This is a genomic window from Erwinia plantamica, from assembly GCF_043420595.1.
In the GTDB taxonomy this organism is placed as follows: Bacteria; Pseudomonadota; Gammaproteobacteria; order Enterobacterales; family Enterobacteriaceae; genus Erwinia; species Erwinia aeris.
Genome location: NZ_JBGCUC010000006.1, coordinates 1 through 17,023, shown reverse-complemented (window position 1 = coordinate 17,023; position 17,023 = coordinate 1). Strand labels below are relative to the sequence as shown.

Here is a 17,023-nt window from a genome sequence, read left to right as displayed (position 1 = left end):
TCTCTCTCTTCAGGATATGACGATGCGCAAGATTGCCTCCGTTCTTTTTGCCAGCCTGTTCGCCGCGCAGGCTTACGCCGCTACGCCCGCCGACACGTTAATCGTAGCCATTCCGCTGGACGGCATTATCAGCTTCGATCCGGCGGAAAGCTTTGAAACCGTCAGCAGCAGCAGCTTGATCAACCTTTATCAGAAGCTGGTCGATGCCGATCGCAACGATCCCACTAAACTGGCGCCGCAGCTGGCGACATCCTGGCAGCCGGGCGGCAGCGAACACAGCCTGATCTTTACCCTGAAGCCGGGCGCGACCTTCGCCAGCGGCAATCCGGTCACCGCCGACGATGTTATCTGGTCGCTGAGCCGCGTGGTCAAGCTGAATAAGACGCCTTCGTTTATCCTGGCCGAGTTCGGCTGGACGCCGGAAAATATAGACCAGCAGCTGATCCGCCGCAGTGACAATCAGGTGGAAATCCGCTGGCCTGCCGCTATCGGCCGCGATCTGGCGCTGCGTCTGCTGACCGCGCCTGTGGCTTCCATCGTTGACCGCAGGCTGGCTATACAGCACGCCAGCGGCAACGATTACGGCAACGGCTGGCTGCGTACCCACTCCGCCGGCAGCGGCGCCTACGGCATTCGCAACTTCGTGCCGCAGCAGGCGCTGGTGCTGGAGGAGAACACGCACGCTGTCCCGGCGCCGAAGCTGAAAAGAGTGATCCTGAAGGGCGTGGCCGATGCCGGCTCGCGTCGTCTGCTGCTGCAACAGGGCGATGCCGATGTCGCCTATGATTTAGGGGCCGATCAGTTTGCGGCGCTGAAAAATCAGCCGGGCGTCACCGTTGCCAGCTTCCCTTCCAGCCTTGTCTACTATCTGGGTTTCAATACCCAGGATAAGCAGCAGCCCGCCCTGAGCAATCCGGCGCTGTGGCAGGCGGCGCGCTGGCTGGTGGATTATCAGGCTATTTCGCAGCAGCTGCTGAAAGGGCAATACCAGGTGCATCAAAGCTTCCTGCCGCAGGGTTTTGACGGCGCGCTGGAAAACCAGCCCTTTCATTACGATCTGGCAAAGGCTAAATCGATTTTATCGCAGGGCGGCATCAAACCCGGCACCCGCTTTTCGCTGACTATTGTTAACCAGCCGCCTTATACCGACGTAGCGCAGGCGCTCCAGGCCAGCTTCGCCAGAGCGGATATTGAGCTTGATATTCAGCCGGTGGCGGAAGCCGAGCTGTGGGGCAAAATGCGCGGACGTGATTTTCAGTCGATCTTTATCTACTGGGGCGCAGACTATATCGATCCCAACACCAACGCCAGCGCCTTTGCCTATAACGTGCCGGGCGGGCCGAAAACGCTGGCATGGCGACTGGGCTGGGCCATTCCGCAGCTGAGCCAGGAGACGCGGGCCGCAGCGGCCGAGAGCGACGCCCGGAAGCGCAGCGCGCTTTATCAGCAGCTGCAAACGCAGATCCAGCAGGATTCGCCTTACGTAGTGACGCTGCAGGGGCAGAAGCTGGTTGGCTTACGCAGCAACGTACAGGGCGCACAACAAAGCATTGGCGTGAGTATGCTGTACTACGACGCGGTAAGTAAGATTTAGGCGCGAAGCGGGCGGTTTACCGCCCGCCGGGATATCAGGAGATAGCGGAGTCGGCAGAGTGCTTGTGCTTGTCGGACTCAAAATGCGTTTTGAACTGCTCGTAAATAGAGATCATGTTCGACGCATCGCCCTGTAACGGGCTGAGTTTACCGGCGCGAACCAGTTCAATAACCAGCTGGAGCGCGGCCTGTTTAGGGCTGCTTGAAGGATGAGCAATTTCTGATGACATAGCGGCTTCCATGAAAAAAGAGTAAAGAGTAATTTTAACAACTTTCGTTCTTTTCGGCAGAATATTTTCTCTGTTTCCAGTGCCGTATCGGCTTTCGGCTGTTGCTACTTGTCACGCGTTGTCGCCAGCTTTCGATCCCGATCGATCGCGATCCTGTCTCGCACGATCCCTCAGATAGCACGTTTATTGCCACTGCATAACTATGCATTAACGAAAAGTTGTACAGGATTAAATAAAACTTGTACAAGGCGTTAAAAAAGTCTACATTCCCGTGCGTAACGTATTATGCATTTGCATAGCCTCAGGAAGTGCAGTAGGGTTTCCCACTTCCCGAGGCAATTTTTTCCCTCTAAGCCAAATTTCCTCTCTTCTAATCCTTTTTCATATTACGCTGGCCCTGAAAAGAAAATAATTTGCTTTCCTGCTTATCAAAACCTGTTGATATTTAATGAGCTTTCTTTGCAAAACCGGCAAAAGTTTTGATCCCAGCTATATTAAGAGTTTTCCAGCTGATTTGGCCAGGCTTCGTCCGATATTATGCGTGAAAGCTTGCAGGTCGCCGTGTCGGGACGCTACCGTCATAGCTTATCACTGGCAGTGCCTCACAAGAGCAGAGCCGGGCCTCTTCTATTAACTTCTGGCTGTTTATGATGAATGGATCGAACACTTTTCTTACTCTGGCCGTGCCAGCGCTTTTTACCGTGCTGCTGCCGCTGAACGCGCCGGCGCAGCAGGTCACGCTGACGCTCTCTCAGGAGCAGGATGGCGGATCCGCAGGACGTGCCTGCATGTATATCCACCAGGGCCAGGCCGAATATCGCCTCGTCAAGCCTGACCAGCTTTGCCCCGGCACGCTGACTATTGAGGCGGCGACGCACCACATCTGAGCGGCTTTGCCCTGGTACGCTAACGGCAAGGCGGCCAGGCACTACGCCCGATCGGCTTCGCGCTGATACGCTAACGGCGAGGCGGTCACGCACTTCGCCCTATCGGCTTCGTCCTGGTACGCTAACGGCGAGGCGGCCAGGCGCCAGACCTGAACGCTTTTTTCCTGTCCGGAGATACGTCTGTACGACGGAGTATGTTACCTTTAGCCGAATGGCTATAATCTGACTGCTCGCGTCTGATTACGCTTCCTGACAAGGAGTTAAGTGTTGAAAAAAATGAATATTAAGCTGCTGACGCTGGTGGCCACCTATCTGGTTGTTCTGCTACATACGGCGGCCGTTCCTTTCAGCTATTTCCATCTGGCCTGGTCAGTGTCCGTGATGTATGAAGCGCTCGGGCGCATCGCTTTTCCCCTCTTCTTACTGATTGCCGGCTACGTTTCTCTTAATAAAAATGAGTCGCTGCTCAGTACGTTAAAAACGCGCGTGCTGGATCTGGTGATCCCGCTGGTTGTCTGGTCCGTTATTTATATTATTTATAATAAACAAGTTAACGCGGATACTTCACCGGTCAGCCTGCTGGAGCTGCTGAGCACGCCCGCCTATCCGCATATGTGGTTTATCTATACGATGATCCTGCTTTATCTGGTGACGCCGTTGCTGAATACGTTTATTCAAAATGGTAGCCAGCAGCGCGTTAATTACACCGTTACCGTCTGGTTTGTGCTGGCTTCGGTTTATATGCTGTTTGATAACGTTAAGGCGAACCTGCTGGAAGGCCACGCCATTCCGGCGCCCAGCAATATTGATATGGTGGTGTATCTGTCCGGTTTTTATATTATCGGCGGCGTGGCGAGGCGTTTTGATATCAATCCCAAGGTCGTGATTTCAGGCATTATCTTTATTCTGTCTGCGGTGTTAACGTCGGTAATGACCTATTCGCTTTCAATCAGCACTTTTGCGCCTAACGCCATTTTTCTGTTTTACTCCGCGCCGACGCTGGTGGTGGTTTCACTGGCCTGCTTCTTTATGCTGCTGAATGCGCCCTTCCACTATAGCAAGCGCGCCATACGGCTTATCCACGGGCTATCGCGGCTGAGCCTGGGGATTTTCTTTGTGCACCTGATGGTGCTGGAGTCGCTGCTGCATCTGTTGCATATCGAATTTGAAGGCTATTCATCCGCGCTGACCATTCCGGCCGTCGCGCTGGCCTGCTTCGCTATTTCCGCCGCTATTACCTGGCTGCTACGGCAGATCCCCTGGGTACGTCGTATTACCTGATGTTCCGACGGCTCCCTTGCGTACGCCGCATTGGCTGCTTGCGCGATACATCCCCCGGGCGTCCTGCCTGATCGCCTGAAGCAGTAAGAACGGCCGCCTCGGAAAGCGGCTGTTCTTCCGGCAAACTACCGGTGCGCCACGGACCGTCAGTAACTGGCTGCGGCAAATCTGTGTGGCTGATTGATTGCTCTGCGCGCAATCCAGTAGAGTAAAATTCGCTCTTCATCGCTGTCCTGATCCGCCATCGCCAACAGCTTAAGCGCCAGCGTGGCCTTATTAACAGGCTGTCCTGTTATGCTCAGGTCAACCACCGCTTTACCAATAATGGTGCACACTTCTTCATCGCTCGAAGCCAGTAAATCGTGATCTGTACTCATCGTCTCCTCCTGTTGCCGGTAAATTTTAAGTCTGGCAGAAGCTGGGGAGATTGCCATCTCTCAGTCTTTTAAACTGGTTATCGTTATGCTGTCGCTATTTTTCGCTTTTTTCAATGAAATCAGCCACCGGGCGCCTGTTCGTCATCTTTTAGTCATACTTATTAACGAGAAATAATATCGCCACACAATTTTTCGGGCCGAAATTTACCTTAAGTCGCAACAGCGATTAACAACCAGGATTTTATGCCGACGTTTATTCTTAAATTTGCGCCAAAACTCTGGAATAAAGCGGATCTGATTTATGACCAGACCCGATCGTTTTATCGCCGCCCGGCGCATTAAGATTATTCTGTAGTTTTACCTTTTCACCTCTTACTGTCTGGCACTCGCCGGCTTTAGCGCTTTCTGCGTCAGCCTTTTTTACTCGCCATACTCTGTTAATGACTGGATCTGTTTATGCCATTCTTAAACAGAAAATAAGCAAAAAGGCTGTTTTGCGGCTATTTGCAACGCAAAGGATTAAAACTAAGCTTTCCGCCAACAACACCTGTATAACGCCTGAGGATAAAAATAATGAAAAAAATCACCGCGCTGGCTTTGTTCCTGATGATGACGGGCAGCCATGCCGCTTTTGCCGCACCAGCACCAGCACCAGCCGCCGCAGGCGTCGCCGCCGGCAGTGAAGCGACCACGCTTTCTGACGGTAACTCCAACGCCGTTGGCGTCGGCGCGGTCGGCGCGCTGCTCGGTATCGCTCTGGCGACCATGGGCGGCGGCGGCGACGGTTCGAACACGGGGACCACCACAACGACCACCTCCACCACGGCTCATTAGTCCGCAGCCGGCCTTTTAGTCATAAAGGGTCGGCTTTTAGTTAACGTCCGCCTCGCTTTTCAACCCCATGGCTGTACCGCATCGCCAGCTGACATTCGTCGGCCGCCTCGCTTTTCGCCTATACTTTGGGACTGATGTGGTTTTATTACGGAGGGAACAATGTTAATCGGCTTCGTTTTACTGGTTAGCGCCTGCGGCCACGACGCCTGTGACGCTTTACCGGTGTCCGAACATATTTTCCCGACGCGCGCATCCTGTGAGCGCATGGCAGAGCGTATTCATGAACGCCGCCCTTCCGCCGTATTACTGTGCGGCGAGGTCTATCGCAACCATGACAGCGAAACGACGGATATAAATCCGTAAGACAATCTTTTTTGGACGTTTAGTGGCAAAGGTGAGGATGGCTCTTCAAAAGCCATGAATGTTAACGCAGAAGGCAGGTATTGGTTGAGCTTGCATGCGGCGCCCGTCAGGCGACTCAGAACAGCCCAGAAGCAGACGGCCTGAGCCAGGCTGCCCGCTTCTGGTTTGCCTCGGCGCTAGAGCCCCAGCTCGCTCAGGCCGGGATGGTCATCCGGGCGACGGCCCAGCGGCCAGTGAAATTTACGCTCGCTTTCCTGTATGGGCAGGTCATTAAGACAGGCATAGCGCGTGGTCATCAGGCCATTGTCATCGAACGCCCAGTTTTCATTGCCGTAAGAGCGGAACCAGTTGCCGGAATCGTCATGCCACTCGTAGGCATAGCGCACCGCAATGCGGTTATCCGTGAAAGCCCACAGCTCTTTAATCAGGCGATACTCCAGCTCGCGCGCCCATTTACGGCTCAGAAAAGCCTCCGCTTCCTGACGGCCATGAATAAACTCCGCCCGATTACGCCATTGCGTATCCAGGGTATAGGCCAGGGCCACTTTTTGCGGATTGCGACTGTTCCAGCCGTCTTCCGCCAGGCGTACCTTCTCTGCTGCCGTTTCACGCGTAAAGGGCGGAAGCGGCAAACGACGTTCCTGTTCAGCCATCACTTTTCCTCGCGGAGAGGCTATTGCGCCTCGGCTTTTTCATCGACGTAGCGCGTCACCGCCAGCAGTCGATTAATATGGGTCAACAACAGATCGATATCCGACTGCAAAAAGCTTTCGCCGGATGTCGTGGCCGCCACGATGGCGTTCTGGATGTTGTCTGAAATCGTCGATGCGCCATCGCCTTTTCCGGCCGTCAGCAGCAGCGCCGCCACCAGCAGCGACTGCGCTTCTACCTGCGCCGTCAGCTCTTTTGCATCAACTTCAATTTTAGCCATCTTCATTAAGATATCGATAACCAGCTGCTTCATCATTACTCCCCGCAATAAATTATCCCAGAAATTACCATTACGTTCAGAAACGAGCAAACTGAAACGCCGCTGGCTGCACCTTCTGTTGCATTCTGATCCACTTTCTTCCTTTTTAGCGCATTTTATAAGCAAGATGGCCATTTTCCCTGGGCAAAAGCAATTATATTTCCCGTTTCGCCTGGCTAAATGCCCGGCGTGGAGTAGATTTAATCTTGTGATGCTTATCACATCATTATCACAATAATAACGTTGGCAAGGGAGTAACTTGTGAATCAGACATCAAACGGCGGGACAGCCGGCACTCAAACGAGTACCCCGACCGAACCCCTGGTAAAAGTGATCGCGTTTATCGCGACGCTTGGCGGTTTACTGTTCGGCTATGATACCGGGGTGATTGCGGGCGCCTTGCTTTTTATGAAGCACGACCTGCATTTAACGTCATTGACCACCGGGATGGTCACCAGCTTCTTAATTCTGGGTTCCGCCATCGGCGCCATCTTCGCCGGGCGCGTGGCAGACCGCTTTGGTCGTAAAAAAGTCATCCTGGTGATGGCGGTGATCTTTATGGCCGGTTCGCTGGGCTGCGCCACCGCGCCAAACGTGGAGATGATGATCACCTTCCGCTTTATCCTCGGCCTGGCCGTAGGCGGCGCGGCGGCTATCGTTCCCGTCTATATCGCAGAAATCGTGCCGGCCAATCGCCGCTGGCAGTTCGTGACGCTTCAGGAGCTGATGATCGTTTCTGGCCAGCTGATCGCCTATACCAGCAACGCCGCGATTAACGAAGTCTGGGGCGGCGAAACCACCTGGCGCTGGATGCTGGGCGTAGCCTGCGTTCCGGCAGTTGTGCTATGGGTCGGGATGCTGTTCCTGCCGGATACGCCTCGCTGGTATGCAATGCACGGCCGCTACCGTGAGGCGCGCGACGTGCTGGAGCGCACCCGCCATTCGCGCGTGGTAGAGAAAGAAATGGGCGAGATCCGTAAATCGATGTCCTCGAAAAGCGAGAAAAACGCCCGTCGTAAAAAGACGATTTCGACCTGGATGAAGCGCCTGGTCGCGCTGGGTATCGGCGTGGCGATGCTGCAACAGCTTTCCGGCGTAAATACTATTATGTTCTATGCGCCGACCATGCTGCAGGCGACCGGCCTGGGCACTAACGCCTCGCTGCTGGCGACCATCGCTAACGGCGTCATTTCCGTGATTATGACCTTCGTGGGAATTATGCTGCTGAGCCGCTTTGGCCGTCGTCCGCTGCTGCTGACCGGCCAGATTGGCTGTACCTGCACGCTGCTGGCGATTGGGCTGCTGACCTGGCTGATGCCGGAAACGGTTGATGGTCATCCGGACGTGCTGCGCAGCTACCTGGTGCTGGCCGGCATGCTGATCTTCCTCTGCTTCCAGCAGGGCGCGCTGTCGCCGGTCACCTGGCTGCTGCTGTCGGAAATGTTCCCGATGCGTATCCGTGGGATGGCTAACGGCATCTCCGTTTTCGCCATGCAGATGACGAACTTTTCCATCGCGTTTCTTTTCCCGACGCTGCTGGAAAAATTCGGCCTGACCAACACCTTCTTTGCCTTTGCCGCTATCGGTATCGCCGGCGGTATCTTTGCGGTGCTGTTCGCGCCGGAAACGCAGGGAAAAACGCTGGAACAGATCGAGAAGCACTTTAAAAAGCATCTCCAGGACGATCCTGCGCCGCAAACGGACAACTAATCGAGGCGCCAGGGACGGCGCACAACTTTCTGACAAAGGAAACTTTCTGAGTCTGCACGACAGGTAAACAAATAAAGAGGCCTGAAATGGGAACGGCGATATTTATGGTTTTGATGGTTTGCGGCTACTGGTACACCAGTCGCGACCTTTCCACCCGCTTTAAAATCAAGCGTTCTTTTGGCTGGGACGTCTACTTTCTGGTCGCCCTTTACGGCTGTATTTTTGTCTTGCAGGGCGTGATCGCCACCGGGCTAATCTGGCTCTTTCTGCTCGCCTGCTCCAGCCTGCTGAACATCATGCCTGAGCTTACGGGCGGTCATCACCACAACTGGCAAATGGAATTTATGAACTGGAGCTTTCTCGGTATCCAGGCGCCAGTTGTGGTGATGCTCTCTTTTGCCGTCGCCTTTTGTCTTTACCGTTCTAACTGGTCCGGCAGCGCCAGGCTGAACAGCAAGGGCCGCAAAAAGCTTTATAAAGAACTTTCACGCTCTAACGGCGTTGAAGGCATTCTGTTTCAGTGCATGGAAGAAGGCGAGCTGGCCTGGGTGACGCTCAAATCGCGCCGCATCTATATCGGTATGATCCATACGGCTTCCTATGAGATCGAGAATACCGCTAATATTGTGCTGATCCCGATGCTGAGCGGCTATCGTGACGGCAAGACGCTGAATCTATGCGTAGAACACAACTACAGCAAGTGGTATGCGGAGCATAATATTACGCTGGATTCGGAACCGAAATCCGCGATGGCGTTCCGTAAAGTTATTCTGCTCAGTCAGATTGAGAGCCTGTCGCTGTTTGATGCCGCCAGCGCCAGCGCGTTAGCTTTCGATAGCGATGAGGATGAGGAACAGCCGCCGCAGTAATACGGTTTTCGGGCTGGTGCGCCCTATCAGCTCATCAGCCCATCAGCCCATCAGCCCATCAGCCCATCACTAAAGTGATAAGCCAGAAGCCGGCGAACGTCATCAGCAGCGAACCAACCACGTGCGTTAATACGGAAACCATCGCCCACAGATAGTTTCCCGCCTGCATCAGCGTAACAATTTCCAGCGAAAAGGTGGAAAACGTGGTCATGCCGCCGCACAGGCCGGTGGTGATCAGCAGCTTCCAGGCAGGATCAAGCTGCGGATTACGTAAAAACCACGCCATCGCCGCGCCGATAATAAATCCGCCCAGCAGATTCACCAGCAGCGTACCCGGCGGCAGATTTGGAAACAACGAGTTAAGACGGACGGCCAGCAGCCAGCGAATAACGCAACCGGCCGAACCGCCGATAATCACAGCGAGCAGAGGTTTAAACATCATCTTCCTCAATAGAGTGACGAGGATTGCGTAAGAAGCCCGACGCGCACTCCTGCTGGTTAAAAGAGAGCGTTGTCAGGCGTCATCAGCCCCTTATGAGCGGGGCGGTTGGGAAAGGCGGCACGCCATCGCCTCAGGCCGTTGAGCGTAATCAGTCGCGTGAACTTTTGCAAGCCTGCGGCCCGGCACCAGCGATGCTATCAGAAGCATTGCCATGAATTTACTGGAATTTATAGCAGATCAGCCGTGCTGCGCTATGCTTGCTTTCGTTATTAGCTACAAGGACATTTGGCTACCGCATGCGTTTAATCCCCCTGCCGCGACATGATTTACTGCTTGGCCTCTGCTGCCTGCCCGCGCTGCTCGTTATCTATCTGACCGGCTTTACCTTCGGACAGGTGCAGGCCGCAGGCCTGGTTGCCAGCGGCGCGCTGACGCTGGCGTTCGGTGCGAATAAAACCTGGGGCGGATCTTCTTTTTCGCTGCTGTTTACCACCACGCTGGGGGTGGCGCTCTCTTCAGCGCTGGGCTGTCTGGCGGGCAACATCACGCCGCTCTATATTGCCGGAGCCATGCTTTATGCGGCCGTTTACGTGACGATGGCGAACGTGGATGACAGCGCGTGGTGGATGCTGTTGCAATGGTCGATCGCCTGGCTGGTCTCCGGTTATTTTGCCGGTTCGCCGGAGCACGCCGCCGATCGGGCTATGCTGGTTGGCGCTGGCGGTCTGATCCAGATGTTTTTCCTCTATCTGGTGTTCCGCCGCTACCCTTTTTATCTGAAAGACGTTTATCCGCGCGCCTGGCTGCGTTTTTTACGCGTCACAACAGGCAAATATAAACACAAAATCCATCTGCAATGGTCGGTTTTCTTTGCGCTAATGGCGATGGGGCTGGCGCTCTCCGGCGTGGAATTTTTCCATCTGAAAAACGGCTATTGGGCGGGCATGACGCTGTTAATCTGTCTGCGTAACAACTATCGGGATTCGCTGTCGCGGGTGCGCGCGCGCGTATTGGGCACGCTGATGGGCAGTATTGCGGCGGCGGCGCTTATCGATCTGTGTGACTCTCCGCTTTACCTGATCGGCGGATTTATGCTGTTTGGTTACGCCGCCTTTACCTGGTCCTATTCGCTGATCGCTAAATCCTATTTCGTCTTTGCCTTTATCGTCACCATGATGGTGGTGTTTATGATCGCCAGCCTGGGAACGTCGCAAATTGTTGTTGCCACCCATCGTCTGGAAACCACCGCTATAGGCGGCCTGTTCGCGCTGTTTGCCCTGGTGATGACCCGCCTCTTTACCCGCAAACAGATCCTGCTACGGCGGCGTAAATCGGCCTGAACACCGCGCCCTTTCCGGCTGAAGCTCACCGCTTTGCTGCAGGACGTTTTTCAGCCATGTTCAGGGTGGGTTCCTCTGCGGCCGGTTTTGGTTTTTCCTCTTCCTCAGGAAAGAAAGACTCCAGAAAACGTCGCTGTTGCTGATTCATTTTCCAGCCCTTCAGGCATGATTTTTCAGGAAGCGTAGCCATTAAGCTATCCCCCACAGCAGCAACAGTATCCAGAATATCAGACAGCCCAGCACAATCTTCAGCCAGACTTTTCCGCGAAATGATAAATATTTTCCCATTGACGCTCCTTATCTCTGTCAGAAACAGAGCCACTATAAAATATAGCGACTAAATTAACTATCCATTTATTATTTTCGCAATATGGGATCTACCACACTAAATTTATAAACAATAAAATAGCGCTTTATATTTCAATAACCAACTTTAAAAATGCTATTTGAATTACAAAAAACGCTTAACAACACCCCTCAAAAAGTTAACGCCTGATAATATTTTTTATTAGTGCTATATCAGGAAAGATAAACATTTTTACATTCCAGAATTAACGCATTTTATTAACTTAAAAATTCCATATAAATAAAATTAATTCCAATAAGGCGATGCCGGGGCACCGCCAGTGGATTAGCGCTTTTAAGAAGTCGCTTCGGCCTGATCTTCTTCGCTGTTAACCATTGCCGCCTGAATTTCCTCTTCATCCAGCGAGGGATTCAGCGCGACGGCCAGCGGTGAACTGGCCAGGCTGTCCGGTACGGCGACATGCGGCGTAGGATTTTCGGCATTTTCCTGCTGGATTTCGCTACGGTGCCAGCTCATTACCGCAATTATTACGCCACAAAGCGCGAAAAACAGATATAGCATATGCCCGCCCAGCGGCTGCATCAGCGCGCCGGTGATCATCGGCCCGATGCAGGCGCCAACGCCAAATGCCATCAGCAGGCAGGCGGTCAGCGAAACGCGCCTTTCCGGAGCCACGCTGTCGTTAGCCATCGCCACCACCAGCGGGTAAAGCGAGAACTGCATCATGCTGGTGATAAATGCCGCGCCGGTCACCCAGATGAAAGTGAAATGCAGCGGCAGCGTCAGCAACAGCGCCGTTATCGAATAAAGCAGCGCGGTGCCGCAAAGCAGACGATGGCGGTTAAAACGATCGGAGAGCCAGCTCAAAGGGAATTGCGACACCAGCCCGGCGAAAATCGTAATGGCCATAAACAAACCGGTTTGCCGCGTGGTAAACCCTAGCTGGCTGGCGTAAACGGGCGCCATGCCGTAAAACGCGCCAACGGCCATGCCGGTCGCCAGCGTAATCAGCAGGATGCGAGGGATAGCGCGAAAAAAATAGCCCAGTTCCATCGGCGCGGGCGACATTGGCTGCGCGTTGGTACGGGTGGTCAGCGCAATAGGCACCAGGCAAAGCGCGAAGCAAAGCGCCACAATCAGCAGGCTTGCGCTACCGGATGCCGCCTGGGTCATCAGGATGATCTGACCGGACGACAGTCCCAGATAGGTGGCGACCATATAGAAACCAAAAATCAGACCGCGCTGGCCCGGCTCCGCCTGATCGTTCAGCCAGCTTTCCAGCACCATATACTGGCACATCATGCACAGGCCAATAATCAGCCGCAGACCTATCCAGGCAGGCAGCCATTCCGTCAGCCCGTGTCCCAGCACGGAAGCCGTAATGATGCCAGCGCAGGAGACATAGGCGCGAATATGCCCCACCCGCGCGATGAGGTTATGCCCTACCTTGCCGCCTATCACCAGGCCGATGTAGTTGGCTGCGATAATACCGCCGATCAGGCTGCCGCTAACCTGTTCCTGCGCCAGACGCAGGGAAACATAGGTGGTCAGCAGGCCGGAACCCAACAGCATCAGCAGCGTGGTGCTGTATAAAGGTAAAAAGGTGCCGAGAACTTTCTTCATTGCGCTTCCTGTCTTTTTTATTCCACAAAAGCAAACCTGCACTGTAAAAGGTAGTCGTGCTTTTGCCGTGACAGCAAGCTTAACGGGCAGAAAAACAGACAAAAAAATTATGCGTTGATATTGACGAGGTCATTGCAATAATTAAGACAGGAGCCGAGTGACAATTATTTTCTTCAGCAGAAACATAGCATTGCACCGTTATGTGAGCAAATACAAAGCAAATGAAAATATATTAATATCTTTCTCAATGTAATTTTTTCGGTTGATTATTTAATCAGATTAATAATACTTTGCAGCGCAATAAATAAAGCATAAACACTATTTGTCGGCCCTGAAGCTGGTCGGCTCAGGGCCAATATTTTCAACGTGGCAGCAGCATTACTGCCCCAAATCCCGCAGTTTTTTCCCCGCCATCAGATTCTTTTCAATATGTTCCAGCGTAATGTTTTTGGTTTCCGGCACCAGCAGGAAGGTAATTACAATAAATACCAGATTAAAGCCGGTATAAAGCCAGAAGGTGCCCGCCGCGCCGATGCTGCCCAGCAGGGTCAGGAAGGTCGCGCCGATAATCATGTTCGCTACCCAGTTGGTAGTGGTGGAACAGGTGATGCCAAAGTCGCGGCACTTTAACGGCTGGATTTCCGAACAGAGGATCCACACCACCGGCGCGGCGCTCATCGCGTAGCCTGCAATACAAAGCATCGTCATGCCGACCGCCACCCAGGAAAGGTTCATGGTGGCTTCGCCCTGCCCCACTTTCATCAGGCAATAGCCGAGGATCAGCGTGGCAAAAGCCATCACAGAGAAACCGATTTTCAAAATAGGTTTGCGGCCCGCCTTATCGACAGTAAAGACCGCGATAAAAGTCGCCAGCATAAAGGTGACGCCAACCACTACCGTCGCCATCATCTGCTGCTGGGTACTCTGGAATCCCGCCATTTTAAAAATCTGCGGCGCGTAATACATGATGATATTCATACCGGTAAACTGCTGCATTCCCTGTAACAGCATGCCGAGAAACACGGCGCGGCGGACGTTGCTGTTTTTGCGAAACAGCGACAGCCCACCCTGCTTCATTTTCAGGCTTTCGCGGATCTCGTTCAGCTCCTGCCTGGCCTTATCGGACGTATCGCGCAGCATCCGCAGCACCTCTTCCGCCTCCACATGCAGGCCTTTCGCCGCCAGCCAGCGCGGGCTGTTGGGCAGGAAGATCACCATCACGAACAGCAAAACGGCGGGCAGCGCCAGAATGCCCAGCATGGCGCGCCAGTTGCCGCTGTAGCTGAAGGCCGTATCCGATAAAAACGCCAGCAGAATGCCGAAGGTGATCATCAGCTGATAGGTGCTTATCATCTTGCCGCGAATATTTTCCGTCGCCATTTCAGAAAGATAAAGCGGCGCAGTATAGGAAGCGATGCCGACGGCGACGCCCAACAGCACGCGAAAAGCGAGCAGGACCTCCAGATTGACCGCCAGCGCCGATCCCAGCGAGCCGACGATAAACAGCAGCGCGCCCGCCATCAGGCTATATTTCCTCCCCAGCCGGTGCGACACCCAGCCGTTGCAGATAGCGCCAATTGCCGCGCCCAGCATCATGCTGCTGACTACCCACTCCTGCTCATGGCTGTCGAGCGTAAAGTGTTGGGTAATAAACGGCAGCGCGCCCGAAATCACGCCGATATCCAGCCCGAACAGCAGCCCGGCCAGGCCTGCCGAAAACGAAATAAAGAGATTCATCCGCCGGACTTTGTTTTTCCGCGCCTGCGGCAGCACCATACTGTTATTGATTGAAGACATTTTTTTAACCCCGGTTTTATCCTGTCTGCCGGTAACATACAGACTCGCGCAGGCCGGAGGTTATGTTAAAAAGTCCACAGGCATGGATTAAATGGCTGTGGCGCACGAAGTTGTGATGACGATCGCATTCCTTTGCGCCATGCTCAGGACAACGCGGCGGTTTGCGACCAGTTGTAGGTCACCAGACGCAGCTGAATAGTGCCGGTAATGTCGCCATATCGCTGATTCATACGCGCTTTAAAAAACTGCTGTAGGCGCTCGGGCAACACCGCAGCGTTATAGCGCAGCAGCGTGCTGTGCCAGAACGTCGGTGGCCGGGCGCTGCCGCTATACCTCTCTTTTAACAGGCCCGCATAGCCGGAATGCTGCAACGCCTGCCAGAAAGCTTCTCTTCTCGCGATATCCGCTGCATCCGCTATACCGGCGATAAGTAATTGATTAGGCAAAGCCACCAGCCGCAGCTCGCGGACGGTAAGCTTTTTTTCCAGGCAGTGCGCCGCGGCAATTCGCGTTAGCTCCTCAATGCCCTCAGGCTGGTGGCGTTGGTCATAACACGAAGGGGTAATGGCCAGAAAAGTCAGATGAAAATGGTCAGGCTGCATGATATCGGCAAGCGGATCGTCCAGCACCTGTTCCCGCAGCTCTGCCAGCAACGCGCTTATCGGCTGGGTCAAGGCGGGCTTAATGCCGGTGGCGATGGCTTTTAGATTTTCCGGATAGAAGCCGCTGTACGCTTTAGCCGTTGTCGGATCGCGCCAGATGCGCAGCGTTTCCTGCGAGCGCTGATGATAGATTTGCGTAAGGCTTTCTTCTTCCACCTTGTGTTCTCCCGTCCGCTGTTAAGCATGCCAGTGTAGAAGCCACGGGAGAGAAAGGGCAAACAGCGGGCTGGCAGCAGCAAGACGAAAAACAGGGAAATAGCAGGGACGGAAAGGGTTTTGCGAAGCATATCAATAGCTAAAAATTTCGCGGGCGGGTCAGAATGTTAAAGGCGCGCCAGCACAGCTCTTACATTTCCCCGACGCCAGTCGCGCTATTGTCAAAGCTTGTTTGCTGTATTCGGGAACGGTCAGGAACGCTCAGTAACGGTTTCTGAAGGTCCTCAAAAAACCCGGTCTACCAGCCGGGTTTTTTTGTGCCTGCCTGCTGACGACCTGCATTCAAATCATAAACGTTCGCGCGTTTATGACTGGCATGTCGCTGAGCAACTGCCCGGCTAAGCAAAGCCAGCGGCTCTTAGTTTTAAAGATTGCCGGCACGCTGCTTTTAATTATGTTTCAGACCGGCTCTTTTATTGCCTTTTCTGCAAGGATCGCCTCAGCGTAAGGCACAATAAAGCGAGCCGCCTCAGTTTCCGGAGGCGGCTCACGACACGGGTTCAATCAGATATCCTCCTACCTGTCCTCGTCGTCGTCCTCTTCATCATCGGACTCAACGAGATCGTCATCCTCCAGCGGTGCATCAATTTCTTCGTCATCTTCCAGCGGATCGACGAGTTCATCGCTGCCTTCAGGGATATCTTCATGGTCATCATCGGCTGGATATTCAGCGTCATCAGGAACCGGTTCCTGGTAATCCGGACGTTCAGACATAGCCACCTCCATCACCCCATATGGGTCAGTTAACTATAGAGGCTGGCACCAAACCGATCCCGCGCTGCATCACAGATCCGATAAAACTCGCGGCGATTTATTCGGGAAGTTTGTCGCCCGATTCTGGCGCATCGTCCGGGCTGTCTTTCTGCTCTTTGGGATCTTTTTCGATCCGATTCTGCAAGCCGGTAAAGCGCGGATCGTTAGAATAAGAAATGAACATAGGTGACCTCCTGAATAGCGAATGAAACAGAAGTATAAACCCAATTTTAAGATCTGAGTCCCGAAAGGCGGAAAGGCGAGCCCGTGGCATGGTGACTTTTTAACCAGGCTGCTCTAAGGTTTTAACAGGTTATGACGCTGAATTTTTTCTGGTTAACGCTTTAAGGGGAAAATAATGGAAAAAATGACGGTTAAGTATGGCAATTTAACCTTTCCGGCCGAATACAGCGAAACGCAGACCGGCGGCGGCCTTGATAAAACGCTAATTATTGCCAAAACCGAGCAAAGCACGGCGCTGTTCAGCGGCGCATTACAGGAAACGTTTAATTTTGAATCCGAACGATTAGGTGAGGAAGATTATATTTTGAGCGATGAAGTGCCACAGCATTTTATTTTTACCCACAAATAAGAGCTGTAGCCGTACGGCTATTTTGATGTAAGCGTGTCGTAACCTTTTTGATGCATAAAAAAACCCGGCCTGAGCCGGGTTTTGTCTTGTAGCGTAAGGCTTACTGCAGCAGAGACAGAACGCCCTGTGGAACCTGGTTGGCTTTTGACAGCACGGAGGTACCAGCCTGCTGAAGGA

21 protein-coding genes and 1 riboswitch are annotated in these 17,023 nt (G+C 53.5%); of the genes, 9 read left to right on the top strand and 12 right to left on the bottom strand.

Annotation, left to right across the window (positions count from 1 at the left end):
* Nucleotides 1-22 precede the first annotated feature (22 nt).
* Nucleotides 23-1,594, top strand: coding sequence for an ABC transporter substrate-binding protein (locus AB3U87_RS07505; protein WP_394148794.1), 1,572 nt, complete (start codon nucleotides 23-25; stop codon nucleotides 1,592-1,594).
* A 34-nt stretch (nucleotides 1,595-1,628) separates the two neighbouring features.
* Here the strand turns inward: AB3U87_RS07505 and AB3U87_RS07500 are convergent, their stop codons facing one another.
* On the bottom strand, nucleotides 1,629-1,823 hold the full coding sequence (locus AB3U87_RS07500; protein WP_125288348.1) for a hypothetical protein: 195 nt from the start codon (nucleotides 1,821-1,823) through the stop codon (nucleotides 1,629-1,631).
* 647 nt (nucleotides 1,824-2,470) lie between these two features.
* Between AB3U87_RS07500 and AB3U87_RS07495 the strand changes: the two genes are divergently transcribed.
* Nucleotides 2,471-2,710, top strand: a complete 240-nt coding sequence (locus AB3U87_RS07495) for a hypothetical protein (RefSeq protein WP_253455129.1) — start codon at nucleotides 2,471-2,473, stop codon at nucleotides 2,708-2,710.
* A gap of 264 nt (nucleotides 2,711-2,974) precedes the next feature.
* On the top strand, nucleotides 2,975-3,991 hold the full coding sequence (locus tag AB3U87_RS07490) for an acyltransferase (RefSeq protein WP_367317864.1): 1,017 nt from the start codon (nucleotides 2,975-2,977) through the stop codon (nucleotides 3,989-3,991).
* 146 nt (nucleotides 3,992-4,137) lie between these two features.
* Here AB3U87_RS07490 and AB3U87_RS07485 read toward each other — a convergent pair whose 3' ends face one another.
* A complete protein-coding gene (locus tag AB3U87_RS07485) occupies nucleotides 4,138-4,368 on the bottom strand; it encodes a hypothetical protein (RefSeq protein ID WP_125288345.1) in 231 nt (76 codons plus the stop codon).
* 573 nt (nucleotides 4,369-4,941) lie between these two features.
* On the opposite strand from AB3U87_RS07485, the gene yjbE reads away from it, so the two are divergent.
* Together yjbE and AB3U87_RS07475 are read left to right on the top strand one after the other, a co-directional pair.
* A complete protein-coding gene (gene yjbE / locus AB3U87_RS07480) occupies nucleotides 4,942-5,202 on the top strand; it encodes an exopolysaccharide production protein YjbE (protein WP_394148793.1) in 261 nt (86 codons plus the stop codon).
* A 159-nt stretch (nucleotides 5,203-5,361) separates the two neighbouring features.
* Complete coding sequence (locus tag AB3U87_RS07475; RefSeq protein WP_253455130.1) at nucleotides 5,362-5,565, top strand: hypothetical protein; 204 nt, start codon at nucleotides 5,362-5,364, stop codon at nucleotides 5,563-5,565.
* A gap of 176 nt (nucleotides 5,566-5,741) precedes the next feature.
* On the opposite strand, the gene AB3U87_RS07470 is transcribed toward AB3U87_RS07475, so the two are convergent.
* The gene (locus tag AB3U87_RS07470) at nucleotides 5,742-6,218 is read right to left on the bottom strand and encodes a nuclear transport factor 2 family protein (protein ID WP_253455131.1); all 477 of its coding nucleotides are present in this window, start codon (nucleotides 6,216-6,218) and stop codon (nucleotides 5,742-5,744) included.
* A 20-nt stretch (nucleotides 6,219-6,238) separates the two neighbouring features.
* Complete coding sequence (gene iraP / locus AB3U87_RS07465) at nucleotides 6,239-6,529, bottom strand: anti-adapter protein IraP (protein WP_253455132.1); 291 nt, start codon at nucleotides 6,527-6,529, stop codon at nucleotides 6,239-6,241.
* Between the two features lie 267 nt (nucleotides 6,530-6,796).
* Between iraP and AB3U87_RS07460 the strand changes: the two genes are divergently transcribed.
* Both AB3U87_RS07460 and AB3U87_RS07455 read left to right on the top strand, forming a co-directional pair.
* The gene (locus AB3U87_RS07460) at nucleotides 6,797-8,245 is read left to right on the top strand and encodes a sugar porter family MFS transporter (RefSeq protein WP_253455133.1); all 1,449 of its coding nucleotides are present in this window, start codon (nucleotides 6,797-6,799) and stop codon (nucleotides 8,243-8,245) included.
* Between the two features lie 86 nt (nucleotides 8,246-8,331).
* Nucleotides 8,332-9,114: a hypothetical protein gene (locus AB3U87_RS07455; protein ID WP_253455134.1), complete on the top strand. Its 783-nt coding sequence runs from the start codon at nucleotides 8,332-8,334 to the stop codon at nucleotides 9,112-9,114.
* A gap of 58 nt (nucleotides 9,115-9,172) precedes the next feature.
* Here the strand turns inward: AB3U87_RS07455 and crcB are convergent, their stop codons facing one another.
* Nucleotides 9,173-9,553, bottom strand: coding sequence for a fluoride efflux transporter CrcB (gene crcB, locus AB3U87_RS07450; RefSeq protein ID WP_253455135.1), 381 nt, complete (start codon nucleotides 9,551-9,553; stop codon nucleotides 9,173-9,175).
* Nucleotides 9,554-9,622: 69 nt separating this feature from the next.
* Nucleotides 9,623-9,695, bottom strand: a riboswitch (Fluoride riboswitch).
* A 157-nt stretch (nucleotides 9,696-9,852) separates the two neighbouring features.
* Here crcB and AB3U87_RS07445 point away from each other — a divergent pair.
* Nucleotides 9,853-10,896 (top strand): FUSC family protein, encoded by a 1,044-nt coding sequence (locus tag AB3U87_RS07445; RefSeq protein WP_253455136.1) that lies wholly within the window; start codon nucleotides 9,853-9,855, stop codon nucleotides 10,894-10,896.
* A gap of 25 nt (nucleotides 10,897-10,921) precedes the next feature.
* Here AB3U87_RS07445 and AB3U87_RS07440 read toward each other — a convergent pair whose 3' ends face one another.
* From AB3U87_RS07440 to AB3U87_RS07415, 6 genes are all read right to left on the bottom strand, one after another.
* Nucleotides 10,922-11,086 (bottom strand): hypothetical protein, encoded by a 165-nt coding sequence (locus AB3U87_RS07440; protein WP_253455137.1) that lies wholly within the window; start codon nucleotides 11,084-11,086, stop codon nucleotides 10,922-10,924.
* A 450-nt stretch (nucleotides 11,087-11,536) separates the two neighbouring features.
* Nucleotides 11,537-12,826: an MFS transporter gene (locus AB3U87_RS07435; protein WP_253455138.1), complete on the bottom strand. Its 1,290-nt coding sequence runs from the start codon at nucleotides 12,824-12,826 to the stop codon at nucleotides 11,537-11,539.
* 378 nt (nucleotides 12,827-13,204) lie between these two features.
* Nucleotides 13,205-14,623, bottom strand: a complete 1,419-nt coding sequence (locus tag AB3U87_RS07430; protein WP_253455139.1) for a sugar porter family MFS transporter — start codon at nucleotides 14,621-14,623, stop codon at nucleotides 13,205-13,207.
* Between the two features lie 143 nt (nucleotides 14,624-14,766).
* Nucleotides 14,767-15,441, bottom strand: coding sequence for a hypothetical protein (locus AB3U87_RS07425; RefSeq protein ID WP_369896348.1), 675 nt, complete (start codon nucleotides 15,439-15,441; stop codon nucleotides 14,767-14,769).
* A gap of 576 nt (nucleotides 15,442-16,017) precedes the next feature.
* Nucleotides 16,018-16,215, bottom strand: a complete 198-nt coding sequence (locus tag AB3U87_RS07420; RefSeq protein WP_301252260.1) for a hypothetical protein — start codon at nucleotides 16,213-16,215, stop codon at nucleotides 16,018-16,020.
* 97 nt (nucleotides 16,216-16,312) lie between these two features.
* Nucleotides 16,313-16,438 (bottom strand): hypothetical protein, encoded by a 126-nt coding sequence (locus AB3U87_RS07415; RefSeq protein WP_301252258.1) that lies wholly within the window; start codon nucleotides 16,436-16,438, stop codon nucleotides 16,313-16,315.
* 174 nt (nucleotides 16,439-16,612) lie between these two features.
* On the opposite strand from AB3U87_RS07415, the gene AB3U87_RS07410 reads away from it, so the two are divergent.
* Nucleotides 16,613-16,846: a hypothetical protein gene (locus AB3U87_RS07410; protein ID WP_125288333.1), complete on the top strand. Its 234-nt coding sequence runs from the start codon at nucleotides 16,613-16,615 to the stop codon at nucleotides 16,844-16,846.
* Nucleotides 16,847-16,946: 100 nt separating this feature from the next.
* On the opposite strand, the gene AB3U87_RS07405 is transcribed toward AB3U87_RS07410, so the two are convergent.
* Nucleotides 16,947-17,023: flagellin (locus AB3U87_RS07405; protein ID WP_394148208.1), on the bottom strand; the 77-nt coding region annotated here is incomplete at its 5' end.